This window comes from Oscillospiraceae bacterium CM (assembly GCA_022870705.1).
GTDB lineage: Bacteria > Bacillota > Clostridia > Oscillospirales > Oscillospiraceae > Sporobacter.
Genome location: CP072107.1, coordinates 1,848,725 through 1,865,141 on the forward strand (window position 1 = coordinate 1,848,725; position 16,417 = coordinate 1,865,141).

The 16,417-nt window shown below is 47.2% G+C and carries 16 protein-coding genes and 1 other RNA gene; 12 read left to right on the plus strand and 5 right to left on the minus strand.

Features of this window, described 5'->3' with window-relative positions:
- Nucleotides 1–4: 4 nt before the first annotated feature.
- Nucleotides 5–868, minus strand: coding sequence for an energy-coupling factor transporter ATPase (locus IZU99_09200; GenBank protein ID UOO37416.1), 864 nt, complete (start codon nt 866–868; stop codon nt 5–7).
- Nucleotides 869–870: 2 nt separating this feature from the next.
- Complete coding sequence (locus tag IZU99_09205) at nt 871–1,731, minus strand: class I SAM-dependent methyltransferase (GenBank protein ID UOO37417.1); 861 nt, start codon at nt 1,729–1,731, stop codon at nt 871–873.
- Nucleotides 1,732–1,969: 238 nt separating this feature from the next.
- Here IZU99_09205 and IZU99_09210 point away from each other — a divergent pair, with 238 nt between their 5' ends.
- The 4 genes from IZU99_09210 (at nt 1,970) to ssrA (ending at nt 4,001) form a co-directional block, all read left to right on the plus strand.
- Entirely contained in the window at nt 1,970–2,458 is a 489-nt protein-coding gene (locus tag IZU99_09210; GenBank protein UOO37418.1) for a hypothetical protein, read from the plus strand.
- An 89-nt stretch (nt 2,459–2,547) separates the two neighbouring features.
- Nucleotides 2,548–3,018 carry an SsrA-binding protein SmpB gene (smpB, locus tag IZU99_09215; GenBank protein UOO37419.1) on the plus strand — a complete coding sequence of 157 codons (471 nt, stop codon included), beginning with the start codon at nt 2,548–2,550 and terminating at the stop codon, nt 3,016–3,018.
- A gap of 3 nt (nt 3,019–3,021) precedes the next feature.
- Nucleotides 3,022–3,540: a peptidylprolyl isomerase gene (locus tag IZU99_09220; GenBank protein UOO37420.1), complete on the plus strand. Its 519-nt coding sequence runs from the start codon at nt 3,022–3,024 to the stop codon at nt 3,538–3,540.
- Nucleotides 3,541–3,642: 102 nt separating this feature from the next.
- Nucleotides 3,643–4,001, plus strand: a transfer-messenger RNA (tmRNA) gene (gene ssrA / locus IZU99_09225).
- A 204-nt stretch (nt 4,002–4,205) separates the two neighbouring features.
- Here ssrA and IZU99_09230 read toward each other — a convergent pair.
- On the minus strand, nt 4,206–4,982 hold the full coding sequence (locus IZU99_09230) for a hypothetical protein (GenBank protein ID UOO37421.1): 777 nt from the start codon (nt 4,980–4,982) through the stop codon (nt 4,206–4,208).
- Nucleotides 4,983–5,532: 550 nt separating this feature from the next.
- Here IZU99_09230 and IZU99_09235 point away from each other — a divergent pair.
- From IZU99_09235 to IZU99_09245, 3 genes are all read left to right on the plus strand, one after another.
- The gene (locus tag IZU99_09235; protein UOO37422.1) at nt 5,533–7,359 is read left to right on the plus strand and encodes a GGDEF domain-containing protein; all 1,827 of its coding nucleotides are present in this window, start codon (nt 5,533–5,535) and stop codon (nt 7,357–7,359) included.
- Nucleotides 7,360–7,684: 325 nt separating this feature from the next.
- Nucleotides 7,685–8,011, plus strand: coding sequence for a winged helix-turn-helix transcriptional regulator (locus IZU99_09240; protein ID UOO38805.1), 327 nt, complete (start codon nt 7,685–7,687; stop codon nt 8,009–8,011).
- 27 nt (nt 8,012–8,038) lie between these two features.
- Entirely contained in the window at nt 8,039–8,809 is a 771-nt protein-coding gene (locus IZU99_09245) for a CPBP family intramembrane metalloprotease (protein ID UOO37423.1), read from the plus strand.
- A 213-nt stretch (nt 8,810–9,022) separates the two neighbouring features.
- Here IZU99_09245 and IZU99_09250 read toward each other — a convergent pair whose 3' ends face one another.
- Nucleotides 9,023–9,352: a Rieske 2Fe-2S domain-containing protein gene (locus IZU99_09250; GenBank protein ID UOO37424.1), complete on the minus strand. Its 330-nt coding sequence runs from the start codon at nt 9,350–9,352 to the stop codon at nt 9,023–9,025.
- 354 nt (nt 9,353–9,706) lie between these two features.
- Between IZU99_09250 and IZU99_09255 the strand changes: the two genes are divergently transcribed.
- From IZU99_09255 to IZU99_09265, 3 genes are read left to right on the plus strand one after another with little or no spacing between them, the layout of a single operon-like run.
- Nucleotides 9,707–10,969 (plus strand): DEAD/DEAH box helicase, encoded by a 1,263-nt coding sequence (locus IZU99_09255; protein UOO37425.1) that lies wholly within the window; start codon nt 9,707–9,709, stop codon nt 10,967–10,969.
- A gap of 23 nt (nt 10,970–10,992) precedes the next feature.
- On the plus strand, nt 10,993–11,826 hold the full coding sequence (locus tag IZU99_09260) for a DegV family protein (GenBank protein UOO37426.1): 834 nt from the start codon (nt 10,993–10,995) through the stop codon (nt 11,824–11,826).
- A gap of 58 nt (nt 11,827–11,884) precedes the next feature.
- The gene (locus IZU99_09265) at nt 11,885–12,349 is read left to right on the plus strand and encodes a phage tail protein (protein ID UOO37427.1); all 465 of its coding nucleotides are present in this window, start codon (nt 11,885–11,887) and stop codon (nt 12,347–12,349) included.
- A gap of 158 nt (nt 12,350–12,507) precedes the next feature.
- Here the strand turns inward: IZU99_09265 and IZU99_09270 are convergent, their stop codons facing one another.
- A complete protein-coding gene (locus IZU99_09270; GenBank protein ID UOO37428.1) occupies nt 12,508–14,250 on the minus strand; it encodes an LTA synthase family protein in 1,743 nt (580 codons plus the stop codon).
- Between the two features lie 244 nt (nt 14,251–14,494).
- Here IZU99_09270 and IZU99_09275 point away from each other — a divergent pair, with 244 nt between their 5' ends.
- Nucleotides 14,495–15,073 (plus strand): aminodeoxychorismate/anthranilate synthase component II, encoded by a 579-nt coding sequence (locus tag IZU99_09275; GenBank protein ID UOO37429.1) that lies wholly within the window; start codon nt 14,495–14,497, stop codon nt 15,071–15,073.
- On the plus strand, nt 15,070–16,416 hold the full coding sequence (gene pabB, locus IZU99_09280) for an aminodeoxychorismate synthase component I (GenBank protein ID UOO37430.1): 1,347 nt from the start codon (nt 15,070–15,072) through the stop codon (nt 16,414–16,416). The genes IZU99_09275 and pabB overlap by 4 nt, the downstream gene beginning before the upstream one ends.
- Nucleotide 16,417: the final 1 nt, after the last annotated feature.

A 16,417-nucleotide genomic window follows, 5' to 3' on the forward strand; every position in this document is an offset into this window, starting at 1 on the left:
GCGTTTAATGCCCAAGCGCCCTGAATATCTCCTGCGCGCAGTCGTCAACGCCGAGCGCGTCAAGCCTCACGTCAAACCCATTCTGGCGGAGTTCGTAGAGAAGGCTGACCGTCTCTGGGACGTCGAGTCCCGTCCGGCGCAGCGCGTCCACGTTCTGAAAAACGTCGCGCGGCGTTCCGTCCATCAGAATCCGCCCGTCGGACATCACAACAAGCCTGTCGGCGTCGATCGTCTCTTCCATATGGTGCGTGATGAGAACAATGGTGACGCGGTGCTCGTCCCGCAGCTTTTTAATGATGCGCACGATGCTCTCCCGTCCCTTCGGGTCAAGCATGGCCGTCGGCTCGTCGAAAACGATGCATTTCGGCTCCATGGCCAAAACGCCCGCGATGGCAATGCGCTGCTTCTGGCCGCCCGATAACAGGTGCGGCGCGTGCGTTTTGTACTCATACATACCAACGGTTTTCAAAGCCTCGTCCACACGGCGGCGGATCTCCACGGGCGGGTGGCCGAGGTTCTCCGGCGCAAAGGCGACATCCTCCTCCACAACGTTTGCAACGATCTGGTTGTCGGGATTCTGAAAAACCATACCGACGCACCGGCGGATATCAAGCAGGCGCTCCTCGTCGCACGTGTCCAGCCCGCCGACATAGACATGCCCACCCATCGGCAGCAAAATCGCGTTGAAATGCTTGGCCAGCGTCGTTTTCCCAGAGCCGTTGTGGCCGAGAATAGCCACAAAGGTCCCCTTTTCGATGGCAAGGTCAATGCCGTCAAGAACGATTTTCGGCGTCGCCGACTCCTGCTGCTGATAGGCGTAGGAGAGCTTTTCCGTTTTAATAATATGTTCCGTATAAGATGTTTTCATTGTCACCTTTCCCATCGGCATGTCGCGCCGCAGGGCAAAACGAGGCCGCTTTCCGTCACCGGCAAACCGAGTTCCCGGCTTTCGGCCCGTCCGCCGAAGCGCTTTGTATAAACCGTTTCGGCCATATACGTCAGCGTCGCCGGGGAGAGCCCCGTCGTGTACGAATTAATAAGAACGAACAGGGCGTCGTCACTTAAAACGTCCGCCGTCAGCTGAACTAGCGGAAAAAGGTCGTCCTCCAGCTTCCACACTTCGCCTGACGGCCCTCTGCCGTAAGACGGTGGGTCCATAATCAGCGCGTCATAACGCCGGCCGCGCCTAATTTCCCGCTCGAGGAATTTCACACAATCGTCGATAATCCAGCGGACTGAGCCACCGTCCAAACCGGATGTGCGGGCGTTCTCCCGCGCCCATGACACCATGCCGCGTGCCGCGTCAACATGGCAGACCGCCGCGCCCGCCGCCAAAGCGGCAACCGTCGCGCCGCCTGTATAGGCAAACAGATTCAAAACAGATATCTTTTTTGTTGAACCGCCGATTTTGTCACGAATAAAATCCCAGTTGGCGGCCTGCTCCGGGAAGAGCCCCGTATGCTTAAAGCTCATGGGCTTGATATTAAATTTTAGGTCGTCGTATGAAATCTGCCAGCTCTCTGGCAGGCTGCTTTTCTCCCACCGGCCGCCGCCGCTGGATGAACGGGCGTAGCGCGCGTCCGGTTTTTTCCATCCGGGGTGACACTTCGGCGTATCCCAGATGGCCTGCGGGTCCGGACGGACAAGCAGAAAGCTGCCCCACCGCTCCAGTTTTTCCCCGCCGGAACAGTCGAGCAGTTCATAATCCGTCCACTTGTCGGAAAGCCACATTGCTAAAATTCTCCTGTTTACCCGGCCGCTCGGCGCGAGCTTCATAAATTAACGTATTATATCACCGCGTGCCTGTCAAGTCAAACAAAACGCGCCCTTTCGGGCGCGCCGCAGCCTCGACGCATCGAAGCCTTTATGCATCCGAAAACGCTGTGTTTCCAATAATTTAAACTGGCAGGCCGATGCCTTGCGCGGTATGATGACAGCGTGGTTAACTGCCGCTACGGGAGGTTATATTGTGGAAATACAAACGATCGGCAACGGGAAGGTTGTCATCTACTTAAACGGAGACGAAATTAAAAAGCTTCCGGCTGCGCCGGGCGATATCACGCCGACGGAGGCCGCCGATATTTTGCGCCGCGCGCTCGGGGCGACGTATGACGAGAGCTGGGAGAGTGTCTATTTTGAGCTGTTTCCCGGCAGGGATTCGCTTTTGCTGTTTGCCCTGCGGCATGCCAACTGCCCTTTTTACTTCACGTTTTCAGGCATCGAGCCGCTCATTTCAGCCGCGAAATCCAGCCCGCCCGGGCTGATTTCATATCTGACAAATCTTGATGATACATACGTCCTCGTCGTCTATCCGTGGAGCGGCGACTATCCGCCCTTCGCGCTTTTTGAATACGGGCAGGCGCTCTCCCGCCCAGCTTTATTTGCCCTGCACTTGTCCGAGCACAGCAAAGTGCTTGCCGGCCCTGCCGCCTTGGACGAGCTGCGCGTAATCTTTTAAATTGTTGACACTTGTGCTATAATAGAGTCACGCAAGCGGATATCCGTTTCCCCGGAATGGTCCGACTCGGTCTGAAAGGTGGTCCGGCCATGTCGCCCAAGGCGCTCGGTTTCAAGCAGGTCGCGCAGAACAGAAAAGCGTATCACGATTATTTCATTCTCGAGACATTTGAGGCTGGCATCGAGCTTTTCGGGACGGAGGTCAAATCCATCCGGCAGGGCGCCGTGAATTTAAAGGACGCCTTCGCCTCCGTCAAGGACGGCGAACTTTTTGTCCGCGGCATGCACGTGAGCCCTTATGAAAAAGGCAACATTTTTAATAAGGACCCCATGCGCCCGCGGCGGCTTCTCATGCACAAGCGTGAGATCACGCGCCTGTACGGCAAAGTGAAGCAGGAGGGGCTCACACTCGTCCCCCTGTCCGTCTACTTCAAGGATTCCCGCGTTAAGGTTCAGCTCGGCCTATGCAAGGGCAAAAAGCTGCACGACAAGCGGGATACCGAAGCCGCGCGCGACGCTGACCGGGAAATGGACAGAACGATTAAGGAAAGGAACATGTAAAGCGTGGCAAATCCTATTGTAACGATTCAAATGGAAAACGGCGGCACCATCAAAGCCGAGCTCTACCCCGACATCGCACCGAATACCGTCAATAATTTTATTTCCCTCATCCAAAAAGGCTTTTACGACGGCCTCATTTTTCACCGCGTCATCCCCGGCTTCATGCTGCAGGGCGGCTGCCCGCTGGGGCAGGGCTATGGTAATCCCGGCTACAGCATCAAAGGCGAATTTAACGCCAACGGCTTTAAAAACGATTTGAAGCACAAGCGCGGCATTTTATCGATGGCCCGCTCGCAAAATCCGAATTCGGCCGGGAGCCAGTTCTTTATTATGCACAAGGATTCCCCACACCTCGACGGGCAGTATGCCGCGTTCGGTGCCGTCACCGACGGGCTCGATATTGTGGATGCCGTCGCCGCGGCGGAAACGGATTACAGCGACAGGCCGCTTCAGGAACAGCGCATGGCAAAGGTCACGGTTGATACGGCGGGCGTTGATTATCCCGAACCCGAAAAAGTTTAAAATTTATTAATCACTCAATATCAGCACTATTCTATAATAAGACTAGCCGGAACAATTCTATCGCAAGCCGGTAAAAGCCAGAACACCGCCCCGCAATGATAAGGGGCTGTACCGGTTTCGACGGGGGTGTGGCGGCAAAAATAGCGGGCGGAGGCGTCGCCCTCCTTAAAACGGCATTCTTTATAAATTAAAGAACAATAACGAAGCTTTACCGGTAGCCGCTTAAGGCTGCCCGTCCCCGCCGGAAGGTCCACGAGCCGGATGGGGGCGTGATTGAGTGGAGAACGTGTGTGCATTAAGCTTTGCGTGTACCATGAACAATGAAGCTACCAAGCTATGCTGCGTGACGGCTTGCGCCATAGTAAGGGAAAGGGGCCTCGGCCCGAAATAACCGTCTGCGCCCGGAGAAGTTTTTGTCAAAGTGCTTTCGGACGGGGGTTCAACTCCCCCCAGCTCCACCAAAAGAAAAACCACTATATCGCAAGATATGGTGGTTTTTTATTTATCGATTGCCTCTATATATTGCATTTCGAAATCTTCCAATGCCTGTAGATAGACATTTTGCTAGACATTGCGAAAAATCCATGCTAAGAAATGCAGCTAATAGCTGGACTATTGGGGTAATTGAAAGTAGATAGTGTAGATACTACACATACTTTTATAATTTAAACATAGCAACGTTCGAAACAAAGATAGATGTTATCGTTATTATTATAATAACCCTTATATTCACTGGAGTTGCTATAATAATAATAATCATTAGACAAATTTATAAAGACATACTTACCTGTTGAGGATTCCGTTAACCAACCGTACCCTAAATAACTTATTCCTCCATACAAGTCATTAAACAGAGTATTAAGCCGCCGTATGTCTGACGCCGGGTACTCCGTTGTTCCAAATGAAACTAGTCTTATTGTGTTATCGGACACCATCGCCGAGATTTCCCAGGTACAATTAAATAATTCAATATATTTCGAATATTTTGCTTCAGCATATCCTTTCATCCCGCATTTCATCCAACCTTCAAAGTCGAAGTTCTCTGATGAAACACCAATCAAATTTACTGTTATTTCACTCAATTTATTATAATTTTCAAGGAAAGAAACATTTCTCATCTTGTTTAAATTATTCCAGAATTCTCCAACAATTTGAGTTTCATTATTTTTGATGTCATCTTCGCTATTACCTTCTTGACTATTCGTAGCCGAGGGTTCAACAGAATCGCAACTATTAAATGAAGGCGTTTCTTCAACCGGTTGCTTGATCGTTACATTCGCAGATGTCGCAGGTGTTTCCGCTGCTAATGCAACGTCATGATATTCGGTCGTGGATGTATGTGCTTGATCACTTGATTGTGTGTTGTTTTGATTTGTTGTGTTGTTACAACCAGTAAAACAAATACAAATGATTACCAAAGCTAGAATAATGAATTTCTTCATATGTACCCTCCCGATTGGGATTGATGTTATTAATCATTAAACATTATATTACTTATTGTGGAAAACTCAACGGCTATTTTTCGTCTTGATACTTTTCCTAATTTGCAAGAAGACAAAAAGTGGCCAAAAGTGAACCAACATATCGGGGGTTCTCTAGGTAGACAATAGGTAGACATGACACTTGAATATAGCAAAAATTCATAGAAGAAAAAAAGTGACTGCAAGGGAAATGGAATAGTCAAAATCCCTGATGTCAAGGGACTTCAAGGGATATCGAGTGACAATAAGTGATATGTTGAACGATTGTTCAACTCCCCCCAGCTCCACCAAAAGGCCCCTATATCGCAAGATATAGGGGCTATTTATTTATTCTCTTTTTAATCTGGGCAATTTATTAAAATAACATTAACTTTTCAAAATTAATTTCGATAAACAATATATTAGCATATCCAACATACTCCTCTAAAGATTGAGGCAAAGATCGAGGCAAAGAGGCCTTTAGGAACCTGTTCATACAGGTACCTAAAGGCTTTTTATTATTGGAGGGTTTATGAACGACGTAAAATCTTTATCTAAACCTCAAAGCATAGAAATCCGAGAAATCATTGATCAGAAACGGGTTGTTGCATGTTTTCAGCAGATTGTATCCGTCAGCCGAAAAAAAGTCAGTGGCTTCGAGGGACTAATCCGTGGAATAAATCCAAATAGTAATGCGCTTGTTTCGCCCTTGGCGCTCTTTGAAGCTGCAAAGAACGAGAATGTCACATTAGAGCTTGATAGAGTTTGTCGAGAAAAAATTATCGAAGATTTCAGCAAAATCTATCAAAGCAATAAAAATATTCTTCTCTTTCTGAATTTCGATGCCTCAATTCTAAATGATACCGTGGGCTCTGATTATTTATTGAATCAGGTAATTCAAAATAATATCAATCCAAAAAACATCGTTATTGAAATTAGTGAAAGAAAAGTTAACGGAAATGCCGCGCTAAAGAAATTTGCCGATACTTATAGACAATACGGTTTTATGCTTGCTTTGGATGATGTCGGAACTGAATTTTCAAATATGGATAGGATTCTGCTGATTAAACCAGACATTATTAAAATTGACATATCTATTGTAAAAAACATTGAAAATGATTTTTACAAGCAAGGTGTTTTCAGGTCATTAGTTATTCTCTCCAACAAAATCGGAGCGATGATAGTTGCAGAAGGCGTTGAGAATGAAAACGAGGCAATTCAGGTGTTACGATTGGGCAGTCACATGATTCAGGGGTATTATTTTTCTGTTCCAGCGGAGCTAAAAGAGATGAGTACGGATATATATAACGGTAAAATTGATCTGTTAGGCAAACGGTTAAGTGATTATATGAGATTACAGTATTCAAAAGAGAAAAATACGAGCATAACTTTAAATAGAATTGTAAACAAGTCTGTAAAGAAGCTACTTAATGTATCCAGTTGTGATTTTGACACGATTCTCGAGGAGATCATAAAAGAAAATCCGTCAATGGAATGTGCTTATATCATGAATTATTCTGGTATCCAAATCAGTCAAACCGTCTGTTCAGATAATATTGTAAGCCCCAAAAATTTAATATTCTATTCAGCAACGCAAGGTACTGATCACTCAATGGAAAAATATTATTACCCGCTTATGAGCGCAAATCTCAAAAAACATATGACAGAACCTTATATTTCTCTGGCAACCGGTAATCTATGCATCACAATATCTTCTGTTTTTATTAACAGAGAGAACAACAAATATATTTTATGTGCGGATTTTATTACATTCGAAGATGGATACAATTTTGAATTGAAAGGGCCGATCGATGACATTCATACAAAATCAAAATTAGAAATATATCAGATTATCAATATGATGAGCGAAGAAATCAACAAAGACAAATTGACCGATGCATATAACAGGCGGTATATAGAAGAGAGACTCCTGTACGATATTTTAAAATCAGGAGCTGATCAACCTCTTTCTGTTTTACTCGTTGACATTGACTGCTTTAAAAAAATCAATGATATCTTTGGTCATTTGTGTGGTGATAATACATTAAAAGAATTTGTAGCTATTACTAAGAACTTTATTAGAAAAAATGAAGATTGGATAGCCCGATACGGCGGAGATGAATTTTTAATTGTTCTAAACGGCGCATCTAAACAAGTCGCACAAAGAGTAGCGGAAGGAATAAGACGAGCATCTGAAACGCATATTGTTTATTACAGAGATTCAAAAATTAATTTTACGGTAAGTATCGGAACCTACACATCCCAATCAAACAAAATGACGCCTGAAGAACTTATAGCGCTTGCAGATGAAAAACTATATCACGCTAAAAACAGTGGGAGAAACATTGCTGTCAGCTAAGCAAAATATCACAGGTGAAAAGCCGTGACAACAAGGGAAATGGCAAAGCCAAAAAACGAGACAGTAAGAGACAGTCCGGGAAGATGCGTGACTATAAGTGACATACCCTACGCCAGTTTAACTCCCCCAACTCCACCACGATAAAACCAGGTGAACTTGTTGAAAGTTTTCCTGGTTTTATTTTGTCCGTCTCAATTTTCTTTCTCAATGTTGAACGGTTGCGCGCGATATGTTACGATGACTTCAGTCCAAAAATATAAACCATTCATCGAACGGAGGGCCAGACAGATTGAATGCGGCAATAAGTACCGAGATTCTCAAAAGGATGGCGCATGTTAATCAGGATTTTGGTGACTGCCGGGATGTCCTCATAGCGCTTGGGGACGAGACAAGACAACTCATCATCATCACGCTTATGGATATCGAATGCGGGCAGCCCGGCAAACGTGTTCTTGAAATATCTAAGAGTACGCATTTGTCGCGGCCTGCGGTCTCACATCATCTGAAAATTCTCAAGGATGCCGGGATCATCGGCGTTCATCGTCTAGGAACTATGAATTACTATTTTTTGGACCCTCGATCCAAACTGTTTCTTCTCAAGCAGCTGATCGCGCATATCGAAGATGTGTTCAATGTACAACGAAATGGCTGATAAGCAGCGCCACCGAGGAGAACTGCTATGAAAAAACTAACCCGTTTTTTATTGTTTGTGCTGCTCTTTTCAGTCCCGCTGTGGCTAGCGGCCATCCTGCTGGATATGACAAAAATAATACCGGTCAAGCTTCCATTCAGCGCTCTGCAGTTTCTATCAGTCTTGTTGGCAGCAATAATCGTGATGCGCAAAGAAAAATCAACACGGAAGCTTTTATCACAAGGAATCGATTTCTACCGAATAAAGCAGCCCGTATGGCGCGTTGTCATTTTTGTCTTGATGCCCGTCATTGTCACAGCTTCCTTCTTTGTTTCGCGCATATTTGCTCAGTCGGCCGACATTCAGATGACGCCGATTTACATTGCGCCTATTTTCCTCCTGATCTATGGCTTTAGTGGGTATTGTGAACAAATTGGCTGGACGGCAGTCATGACCGAAACACTGCTGGAACGCCGCAGCATTTTGCTCTCAGGATTGCTTGTCGGAATCACTTGGGCAATTTGGCATATCATCCCTTTTATGCAGACGCACAATACAGCCTCATGGATTTTCTGGCAATGCATCTTCACCGTTATCTACCGCGTAATGCTGACAAAAGTCTATATTTTGACTAATCGCAGTGTCTTTAGTGCGGTGGCAATGCATGCAACCTATAACACCGCGTTTTCGCTGTTGCCTTACTATGGTTCGTCGTATCATCCGGCGTCAACAGCGCTTGTAACGCTTATTGCAACAGTATTAATCTATGTACTTCCAGTTCAAAATGGTAAGGAATCGGATTTGTTGCCCAGCAACTAGAAACTGAAATATCAATAGAATACTGAAATGCAAGTTATCACACGGAAGCGACTGTCCCCGCAAACCCTCCAACAATGCAAATTTAGTTCGTATAAGGGTTAAGTCAGCCTACCAAAAAGAACCACCCTAAAGGGTCAGCACAAGAAGTATTGATCTTCCCGTTGGTACCAGCTGTTTTCACGTCTACCTTACAGTAAGACATCAAGTAGTTCCTTATTCAATTCCGATAAGCAAGTCCGTTCCTTCAATCTTAACGGGGTATACATGTAGATCATGCACCTTTGCCTTGAAAAATAACAATTTGCCGTTTTGAAGCACCTTTCCTGTCGTAACGTCAAAGATAGACCCGTGTCTGGGGCAGATAATTTGACTGCCATCGAGGTTCCCATCATAGAGCGACCCTCCCATATGCGGGCAAGTGTTGTCAATCGCATAATATGAGTTCTGAATATTTGTCAAAAGGATTTCTTTGCCTCCTAAAGATATTTTCTTCTTATTTCCTGCTGTCAAATCGGTCGTATGGGCTACCTTTACAAAATTCATGTGATACCCTCCTTTTATAATCTGTCCCAAATTTAAGGGCTTGTCTGAATGTGAGTATACAACTTTTATGCAGATAAGTAAAAGGCTCCGCTTCGATATAATTGCAGCTTGAGCAGGAGATTAAATAGCCTTGTCATGCAATTTCGATACTTATAATTATTTATTAAACTATATACAAACGGTTAGAATTAGTATAGACTGATACCGTACGAGTTAAGAATACCCATCATATATTTGCATATCAGGGTGGAACGCTCTTTGTGGGTGCTCCGCCCTTTTATCACGAAAAACAAACGATAACTGCCGTTGGCCTGCTTTGCAGCAGGGCGGCGATTAAGGGGAAAACAACTTTAAATGTCCTTTCAAAACCTGAAAATTACAGAACCCATTTTACAAGCTTTAGTCAAGCAGGGCTACACAATGCCCACGCCGATTCAGGAAGCGGCTATCCCGCCGCTGCTCGAAGGCCGAGACCTGCTCGGCTGCGCCCAGACCGGGACGGGCAAAACAGCCGCCTTTGCCATTCCGATTATTCAGCGGCTGTCTCTGGAAAAGAGCGCCGTTAAAGGCCCACGGCATATCAAAGCACTGATCTTGACGCCGACGAGAGAGCTCGCCGTTCAGATTGACAACAGCTTTTCGGCTTACGGGCGCTTTGCCGGGCTGAAGCACACCGTTATTTATGGCGGCGTTTCACAAAATCCGCAAATCCAGACACTCCAATTCGGCGTTGACGTTCTTGTTGCCACACCGGGGCGGCTTATTGATCTGATGAACCAAAAATTTGTCGATCTGAGCCATATCGGCTATTTCGTTCTCGACGAAGCCGACCGTATGCTGGACATGGGGTTTCTGCGCGATCTCGAAAAAATCATCCCTGTGCTGCCCACCAATAGGCAGACTATGCTCTTTTCCGCGACAATGCCGCCGGAAATTGAGGCGCTGACGAAAACGATTCTCAAAGACCCTGTCAAGGTGGCGGTAGCGCCTGTATCATCAACAAGCAACGACATCGAGCAGGTCGTCTACCACGTCAACAAAACAAACAAAACCAAGCTGCTGATTCACCTTCTCAAAGATTCTGAAATCGTGTCGGCACTTGTGTTTACGCGGACAAAACACGGTGCCAATCAGCTGACGGAAGCGCTTCGGGCTGCCGGAGAATCGTGCGAGGTCATTCACGCCAACAAGTCTCAGTCCATCCGGCTGCGCGCGTTGGAAAAATTCAAATCCGGCAAGGCTCGTGTTTTGGTCGCGACGGATATTGTTGCCAGGGGCATTGATATTGCGGAATTATCGCACGTTATTAATTTCAATATCCCGGAGTCACCGGAGGATTACGTGCACAGGATCGGCCGCACCGGCAGGGCCGGGCTGACAGGGACGGCTATCTCTTTTTGCGACAGCCTTGAAAAACGGTCCTTGGCCAGTATTGAAAAACTTATCGGGAAAACGATACCGGTCGTCGCCGAGCATCCGTTTCCGCTCGATGAAACAAAAGAATCCGAACTATTCAGGGCAACAGAAAGAACGCAAGCTCATAAAAGATGGCAGCATCATAACGCACGCAGTAAAGGTGGCTCGCGATCTGCTTCCCGGCCGTATAAAGCCAAATAGTAATAATCAGAATTTGAGGTGTCATGATGGAGTGGGGCATTGTTGTTGACAGCTGTTGCGATATTATCCCCGAGATTTGTGATGATGTTAAACTTGTATCCGTTCCGTTAACGATTAATCTGGGCGACAGGAGCTTTTCAGACAACGAAGAGCTGGACATGCCGAGTTTTCTTGAAGATATAAAAGATTATCAGGGGAAAATCGGCACAGCAGCGCCGGCTCCGCTCTTGTTCAAGGATGCCTTCGTTAAATCCTGCAAAGCATTTGCCGTAACGCTTTCAAGCAATTTGTCCGGCTCTTATGCCAGTTCGCTTGTCGGGCAAGAGCTGGCGCAGGAAGAGGGCGCAGAAGTCCATGTCTTCGACTCAAAAAGTGCCTCAGCCGGGGAGGTTTTAATCAGCTTGAAAATTGGCGAGATGATCCGCGCGGGAGTCTCCAAACAGACAATCATCGAAAAAATAGACGCCTTTATTCAGCAGATGAAAACCTATTTTGTTTTGGAGAATATCGATACGCTGCTTAAAAACGGGAGGATCGGAAAAATAACAGGAAAAATTATTACGGCATTAAATATTAAGCCGATTATGGGATCGGATGGCAACGGCAATATTGCTCTTTTCTCTCATGCGCGCGGCGAAAAACAGACCATCGAAAAGCTATCCGATATGATCAGGCTGTCCGGTCGGGATATGACGGGTGAATGCATGGTCATCGCGCACTGCAACAACATTACACTTGCCGAAAAATTAAAAGGAGCCATCCAGCAGAGGCATTCCTTTAAAGACATTCTGATCGTGCCGACGCGGGGAATCAGCTCCGTATACGCCAACGACAAGGGTTTGGTGCTGGCGTTTTAGCCGAGACCGCATTTCCCTTTTCAATCTTTTATTAAACGACTGTCAAGGTGGCCAAGAAATGTCCTATATCGTTGATTTTAACACCGTCTCAACAATCGGCTTGGCGTCTTCGCCGGTGGCGGCGGCTCTGGCCGGTTTGCGCGCAAATGAAGCCCGTTATCTCATGAATAAATTCAAGCATGCCTTTACTGTAGAACCGGCGGATGAAAGCCAGGCAACGATCGATTATATCAGCACGATATTAAAAAAAGAGCGTGATATTGTCTTTACAGCCAAGCCTTTGGAAACGTCGCGTTTTCAAGCGGAAAACATCCGCTTTGCCTATGTTTATTATGAGGACGGGCTTGGCGTTAACGTCATGTACGCGGTTGACGACCCGAAGAAGCGGGCCGTCGGCTTTAAACTGTCCGAGGGAATGGCGGTTCCGAAGGCGCTGGAGGGCAAGTTTAAGTTTGCCAGTCAGAAGTCAACGCTCGCTGGAACAATCCGTGGCTCGTTTTTTGTCATCAAAGGTGAATATTAAAGCCCTGCTGCTGAAATCCAAAGCTTTGACGATATACCCGGGCCGACAAGCACACCTTGTCGGCCCGGGTATTTTAAGCGTCTTTTATAAACTTCTATCATCATAATCAGTCCCAGCAAAAGGCCTGATGATATCATTGGTCATGCAGCATTTGACTGTTAAGCCTGCTTCCCCATACTCCACTGCTTATACCCCAAGATCAGCTTGTCGGCGACCTCCTGTGCATCTTTGAGATGCTGCGCATCATCGGGATTGCCGAGAATCGTGCCGTCTGATAGGATAACCGTTCCGTCATAGCCGCCGAACAGATTGCGGCCCATAAAGTTCTTTGAATAGTCGTTTTCGTCGAGGCCTAATAAGAATGCCAGCGTCGGCAGCATATCAACCTGACCACCGATTTTATCGATTTTGGCGCCTTCAAGCCCGGGCATATATATGATATACGGGATTCGCTTCTGATTGTCCGGCAGGCTTGACGCGCAGTATTTATGCACGCCCTCATGATCCCCGTATATAACGACAGCCGTGTTTTTTAATAAGCCCTTGTCATCGAGCTCTTTGATAAAATCACCAATGCACCGGTCGGTGTAATGGATACTCTGCAGATACTTCGTGTCGTCATTATTTTCTTTGAACGTGAGCGTTTGATCCGGCGCTTCAATCGTAAAAGGGACGTGTGACGTGATGGTGATGGCGAACAGGAGATATGGATTTTTGAGCCCCTCAATCTCCTTAACGGATTGCGTGAAAAGCGACGCGTCGAGAATACCAAGCCCGGTACTTTCTTTATTGTCGAAATGATCTTCGCTGATGTAATCATCGAAACCCAGATTGGGGTAGGCAACGTCCCTGTTCCAAAAGGTTTTGACGTCGCCATGTATGGCGACAGCCGTATAGCCCTCGTTCTTAACGAGCTTTTCAAGCGACTGATAGGGGTTTGTCCCATACCGGACAAATGCGCTGCCTATTTTGACGGGATAGAGCGATGCGTTGAAGAGCAGCTCGGCATCAGAGCTGTTGCCGTCCCTCGACTGCTCGTGAATATTGCTGAAATACAGGCTGTCATCCAATAAGGCGTTCAAGTTCGGCGTAATCTCCTGCCCTTCAAACGATGCGTCAATCACAAAGTTCTCAAGTGATTCAACTTGAATAACGATGATGTTTTTCCCTTCCAATAGACCGCGCAGGTTTTCATATTGCGGGTCCGCCGCCATGTATTTTTGGTTGTCTTCAAACCAATTGTCAATAAACGCCCTGTCCTCATCATTGAGTGTATACGCCTTTTCCACGCCGTAATTATAAATGTTATACATAAAGTCTCCCAGCGGGGACATATAGCGCGGATATTCATCGACATTGCAAGAATAAAAGGCTTCCTGAAAGCGATTGAACTGCATGCCCATCGCCACAAGGCTTGACGCGGCCGCGACGAGAAACACCGCCGCTTTGAAGAGAAAGAGGCGCTCTTTGACTGGCGGACTTTTCATTTTTTTAATCAGGAGGAAGGCAACAAGCGGCAAGTCGAGAAAGAGCAGAAAATCCGTCGCTTTCAAAAGGAAGACAGCGCTTTGATCGAGACCGCCGATAACATTGGCGGTCGATAATATCATGTAAATGGTCAGCAAATGGCCATAGGCGCGGCAATACAGAAGATCGGCAAAAAACAAGGCGGAAACAAAGACATCGGCAATCAAAAGATATATGTACTGCGCCTTCTTTTTCAGCAGCAGGGAAAAAGACAGTAAAAAGATGGCCGGTGCCAGAATATAAAAATCAAAACGTAATGTCTGAAGCGTCGCCGGGCTCAAATGATAAATAGTGACCAGTACAAAATACGATTTGATGATGACTATCGCGAAAACGACAAGCCATGCCGGATCGCATTTTTTAATGAAACGCATGATTGACCTCTTTCTGTATCGGTAGCTGAAAAACAGTAATTTGGCGTTACGGCACTTCGGAAAATATTTTAACAAAAAACCAGCCGATAATATATATCAAAATTTGCTAACTTTCGGCTGTTCTCTATAGGCAAAGCAACTTAGCGTCACCACCAAGTGTTGGTTTACATCATGCATGAAATATCGTATAATCATTAAAATACGAATGAGCGCTTGTCCGTTAAACCCAGACAAAGGTGACATCATGTTTTTAATGATCGATAATTATGACAGCTTTACGTACAATTTAGTGCGTTATCTGGAGGAACTGGACGAGGAGGTCCATGTCGCCAGAAACGATAAGATAACGCTTTCAGAAATTGACCGGCTGCAGCCGCTGGGCATCATCATTTCACCGGGCCCCAAAACGCCGAAGGAGGCCGGTCTCTCCCTTGATATCATCCGCACGTTTAAAGGCCGCATTCCCATTTTGGGTATCTGCCTTGGCCATCAGGCAATTGGCTATGCGTTCGGGGCACGTGTCGTCCGGGCGGACAAGCCGATGCATGGCAAAATCTCCGTTGTGGAGCACGATGGGGCCGGTGTCTATGTCGGGATTAAAAATCCCCTGAGCGTCACGCGCTATCACTCGCTCATCGTCGACAGAGAGACTGTGCCGGATTGCCTGAAGGTGACCTGCCGGACGCACGACGGCGTTATCATGGGGCTGCGACACTTAGATTACCTGATCGAGGGCATACAGTTTCACCCGGAGGCCGAATTGACCGAGTGCGGGCATGCTATCATCAAAAACTTTATCGAACTGTGCAGGGTAAAGCCATGAAAATCGTTGTAAAGGAACTCATGACCAGCCTTGACGCGTTTGATATCTATTCGCTTTACAAGGACGAGAAGGACATAATTTTTCTCGACAGCAGCCTGAAAAACGAATACGGCCGATATTCCATTCTCGGGCTCAATCCCTTCGCCGTATTAAAAGGGCGTCATCGGCAATGTGAATTAAACGGCAAGGCTTTTGACGGCGATGTTTTCGATGAACTCAGCCGCCTTCTGCGGGCGTACCACATCGAGCATGATACCGACCTCCCCATTGCCGGTGGCTGCCTTGGGTATTTCTCTTATGACCTCGGGCTTGACCTGGAGGAGATAAAAACAACGTCTCAAGAAGATGTCGTTTTGCCGCACTTCTATTTTGTGTTTTACGATAACCTCATCGTCTTTGACCACGCCCAAAGCAGAACTTTCGTCACAGCCTGCGGCCGCCTGCGGGATGCTCATGACAGTATCGGCGCCATCGAAACGGCCGTCTCCGCGGCAAGTCCCGTTGTCTACCACGACAGGCAGCAAGCACCCGCTCCCTTTATATCGTCCTTGACGAAGCCCGCCTATCTGGCGGCCATTCGCCGAATGATCGATTATATTTTGGCCGGTGACATTTATATCGCCAATCTGACGCAGCGCCTTTATTGCGAAACGACACGTGAGACGTATGACATATACAGGGACCTGCGAAAGGCCAATCCCGCGCCTTTCGCCGCCCTCATGCGGCTCGACGGCTTTGACGTCATCTCCTCCTCCCCCGAGCGGTTTCTGAAAATCCGTGACAACTGCGTCGAGACACGACCCATCAAGGGAACGCGCCCGCGCGGGGCAACGCCAGCAGAAGACGAAAAAAACAAAGCGGCGCTGGCGGCCAGTGAAAAAGACAAAGCCGAGCTTCTCATGATCGTCGACCTCGAGCGCAACGACTTAAGCAAGGTCTGCCAGGCGCATTCCGTCGCGGTCACAGAGCTGTATAAAATCGAAGCCTACAGCACCGTCTTCCACCTCGTCTCCACCATCACAGGCCGCTTAAAAGACGGCGTTGACGCCGTACACGGCATGCAGGCCTGCTTCCCCGGCGGCTCCATCACCGGAACGCCGAAAATTCGCGCGATGGAAATCATCGACGAGCTGGAGGGGCTCAAAAGAGCCCTCTATACCGGCTGTATCGGCTATTTCTCGTTTGACGGCAACGCCGATTTTAATATTGTCATCCGGACGATTCTCAAGAAAGGCAGTGATGCGTATCTGGGCGTCGGTGGGGGTATTACGTGCGATTCAGACCCCGAGGCCGAGTACCAGGAGTGCCTGGACAAGGCAAAAGCATTGCTGAACGTTTTGTGAT